We start from the raw sequence: 3,495 nt of genomic DNA, 5'->3' as shown, positions 1-3,495 counted from the left end.
CGGCTCGAACGAGAAGTCGACCACCCGACTGCTCGCGGACTCGACCGCCGGCTCGGGCCACGCCGCCGGCTCCGCGTCCGGGTCGATCCGAACGATCCAGTGGCAGTGCGGCGTCCGGCCCTCCGGGCTGCGTGGTGGCCGGTGGACCGGTTCCACGACGGCCCGCGGGTTGGTGGCGAGCGCGGTGGCCGGGAAGGTGGGGTCCTCGATGTCGTGACACATCGTGGTGACGAGCCGGTCCCCCATCGGTTCGACATCCATCAGTGCGCCACAGTGGTCGAGCCAGAATTCCCCGTGATCGTGGTCGGTGATCCCGTAGCGGAAGTCCATGAACTCCGGCGGCGCCCCCACGTCCAGCTGGAAACCCTTGAAGATCTCCGCGACGCCGTCGCCCGTGATGGACAACGCCTCCTTCATCCGACGGGTGTAGTGCGGGCTCGCGGCCTGCCACTCCTCGATCGCGACGTCCCGCATCCCGTCCACACCGAACTCACCCAGGAGGGCCGGCATCCCCGCCCGGTCGATGAGCTGGCCGATCAGCAGCAGATCGGGGAGTAGCCGTGCGAGGGTCGCGTGATCGAGCGATTCCAGAGGGTCGCGTCTGACGACCGGGTCGCGCGTGGTCATCGGACTCAGACCTCGTCCGGCGTGGACACCGGCCACAACGGGGCCGGGCTGTCCTCGATGCGGTACCACCCGGCAGGCTTGTCGCCGCCCGCTTCGAACCGGGCCTTCATCGAATCGGTGAGCGCGTCGGCCTCGTACATCCGCATGAACAGGTCCACCACGTTGCCGAAGTCGAAGAAGTCCCGCTGCCACTTCCACTGCTGCTCGCCGTTGTAGAGGAACCACGACCCGCCGAGACCGTGGACCTCGTAGGGCGCGCCCGTCCTGGGGTCGACGGTGTCGCGGGCGATCTGCTTCCACAGGCACAGCACGTCACCGGTCTCGGGATCGATGATGGTGCGGATGTAGGGGTACTCCCAGCCGTCGAGCCCGGCCATCTCCTGACCCAGCGCGATGTCACGGATCTCGTCCCGGCCGACGGCCATGAAGTCGTCCTTCGTGCCGTAGTTCCAGCCGTAGGTGGCGTCCTCGGCGTAGAACTCGGCGAGCGGGGTCCAGTCCTTGTTGCGCTCGCACTCGGCGTTGGCCTCGATCCATCGCTCCACGAACTCGGCGATCTCGGCGCGGTCGTATCGGGTCACGTCACTCACTCCTGGGGGTCCGGGTCCCGACGAGGCGGAGTGCCTGAGTCGGGCAGTACTTGACGGCGGCCTTGACTTCCGCCAGCTGGTCGTCGGGGATATCGCCCCGCTTGGCGCGCACCTTGGCCTCCGCGCCCTTGCCCACCGTGAACCAGTCGGGGGCCTCGGCCTGGCACTCCGCGTGCCCCTGGCACAGGTCGAAGTCCACTTCCACACGCATCGGCTGCTGTCCGGTCACCGGCGCCGCCTCCTCCGGTAGCGGACGGTGCACGGCTGGGCCAGCTGGACGACCATCTTGGAGTGGTCGTTGTGGTAGCTCTCCGGCGGTTGCGCGAGCTCGAACTCGAACTCCCGCAGCAGGATCGAGAAGATGGCCTTGATCTGGAGCTGGGCGAACGCCGCCCCCACGCAGCGGTGTCGTCCGGCGCCGAAGGGGATCCAGGTCCACCGGTTGACGATGTCCTCCTGTCGCGGCTCGGAGTAGCGCTCCGGGTCGAACGTGTCGGGGTCCGGGAAATCCTCGGGGAGCCGGTTGGAGACCGCCGGGGAGGCCGCGACGGTCTGCCCGGCACGGACGACGTGGTCGCCGATCCGGACGTCCTCCTGCGCCACCCGCATGAGGATGATGAGGGGCGGGTGAAGACGCAGCGTCTCTTTGAGGGCGTTCTCGACCTTGGGCATCTGACGTAGCGCCCCGAAGCTGTACTCGGCGCCGTCCGAGTAGACCTCGTCGAGTTCGGCGACCACCTCCGCGAGGTAGTCCGGGTGCCTGAGCAGCTCGATGAGCATCCACGCACTGGTGCCGGAGGTGGTGTGATGCCCGGCGAACATCATGGAGATGAAGATGCCGGTGACCTCGTCCGGGGTGAAGCGGTACGTGCCGTCGTCGTTCTTGACGGACACCAGGACGTCGAGCAGGTCCCGGTCCTCCTTGTCCGCCGGAGGGTTGGCGACCCGCTCCTCCATGATCGCGGACACGAGCTCCACCAGTCCGGCCCGGGCCGCGTCCCGCTTGCGGAACGCGGGGATGTCGGCGTAGGCGTCGATGTACGCGTGGGGGTCGGTGCCCTGCTCGAGGTCGTGATACAGGTGCGCGAACCGCGCGTCGAGCTGCTCCCGGAACTTCGGACCGATCAGGCACGCCGAGGAGGTGTAGATGGTGAGTTCGGAGAACCACTCGAGCAGGTCGATCTCGCCCTCGTCGCCCCACTCGCCCACCATCCGCTGCACCTCGTGGGGGATGGTGACGGCGTGCTGGCGCATGTGCTCGCCGCGCAGCGCCGTGTTGTGCAGCATCTCCGAGCGACGCTCGGGACTGGCGTCGAACACGACGCCCTCCCCGAACACCGGCGTCATGAACGGGTAGGCGGCGGCCTGGTCGAGGGACTCGTCCGGGGCACGGAAGAAGGCCTCGTTGGCGGCCGCCCCGGAGGCCAGGCAGATGTCGCGGTCGACGATCTTGAACACGCCGAGGTCGCCGCACTCCTCGCGCACCCGCCAGAACAGGCCGATCGGGTCGGTACGGAGTTCGTCCATGTGCCCCAGCTCGCCCCCGCCGCCGGAGACCCGCCGCGGTTCGGTGAGGGTGGAGGTGTCGGTGGGCGTGTCGGTGGAGCCGTCGGTACTGGTCACGAGTAATCCTCCTCGATTGGGGCCTCCGGCTGGATCTCCAGCTCGGTGATCTGGGCGCCGCGGGGCATCGCCACCATGGCGGCGACCCCCCGGGCGAGGTCGGCCGGTTTGCACATGCGCGGGTGACGACCGAAGCCGTGCTTGACCCAGTCGTTGATGACCGACTCCGCGGTCTCCGCATCGAACTCGGTGCCCATCTCGGTCATCACCGGCCCGGGGCGGACCACCCCGAGGCGGATCCCCGTACCCTCGAGTTCCTTGCGGGCCTGGTGGGCCATCGTCTCCAGGCCGGCTTTGGCCGCGACGTACGCGCCGGAGCGGGGCCGGGCGGTGTAGGCCACATCGGATCCGATGAGGACCACGTCTCCCCGACGGCGGTCGACCATCCCGGGGACCACGGCGTGGAGGAGTCGCTGCACGGCGAGTAGGTGGATGTCGATCTGGGCGGCGAAGTCCTCGGGGTCCATCTCCCACACGCGGGCCATCTTCAGGCTGCCGGCACTGGAGACGAGGACCTCGGGTGGGCCGTACGCCTCGCCGGCGGCGGCCACGAACCCGGCGACCGAGTCGGCGTTGGTCACGTCGACCGGTCGGGCGGTGGCCCGTCCCCCGGCGTCCCGGATCCGGCCCACGAGGTCGTCGAGGCGGTCGGCAC

At 69.1% G+C, this 3,495-nt stretch carries 4 protein-coding genes and 1 pseudogene; all 5 read right to left on the bottom strand.

Annotated elements, in window-relative coordinates; genetic code table 11:
• A pseudogene (locus G6019_RS04350) lies at positions 1–627 on the bottom strand (hypothetical protein); the annotation flags it as partial.
• A gap of 5 nt (positions 628–632) precedes the next feature.
• Positions 633–1,208, bottom strand: coding sequence for a nuclear transport factor 2 family protein (locus tag G6019_RS04345; protein WP_182613072.1), 576 nt, complete (start codon positions 1,206–1,208; stop codon positions 633–635).
• Position 1,209: 1 nt separating this feature from the next.
• Positions 1,210–1,428, bottom strand: a complete 219-nt coding sequence (locus G6019_RS04340; RefSeq protein WP_182613074.1) for a ferredoxin — start codon at positions 1,426–1,428, stop codon at positions 1,210–1,212.
• Positions 1,429–1,442: 14 nt separating this feature from the next.
• Positions 1,443–2,744: a cytochrome P450 gene (locus tag G6019_RS04335; protein ID WP_182613073.1), complete on the bottom strand. Its 1,302-nt coding sequence runs from the start codon at positions 2,742–2,744 to the stop codon at positions 1,443–1,445.
• Between the two features lie 92 nt (positions 2,745–2,836).
• Positions 2,837–3,495: SDR family oxidoreductase (locus G6019_RS04330; RefSeq protein WP_182627100.1), on the bottom strand; the 659-nt coding region annotated here is incomplete at its 5' end.

Origin of the sequence: Dietzia sp. DQ12-76, from assembly GCF_014145045.1 — a bacterium.
Lineage (GTDB): Bacteria > Actinomycetota > Actinomycetes > Mycobacteriales > Mycobacteriaceae > Dietzia.
This window is presented reverse-complemented; position numbering and strand designations above follow the sequence as displayed.

Coding starts and splice junctions, on each gene's coding strand:
- G6019_RS04335 (WP_182613073.1), bottom strand. CDS start 2,744: ATGGACGAACTCCGTACCGACCCGATCGGCCTGTTCTGGCGGGTGCGC.
- G6019_RS04340 (WP_182613074.1), bottom strand. CDS start 1,428: ATGCGTGTGGAAGTGGACTTCGACCTGTGCCAGGGGCACGCGGAGTGC.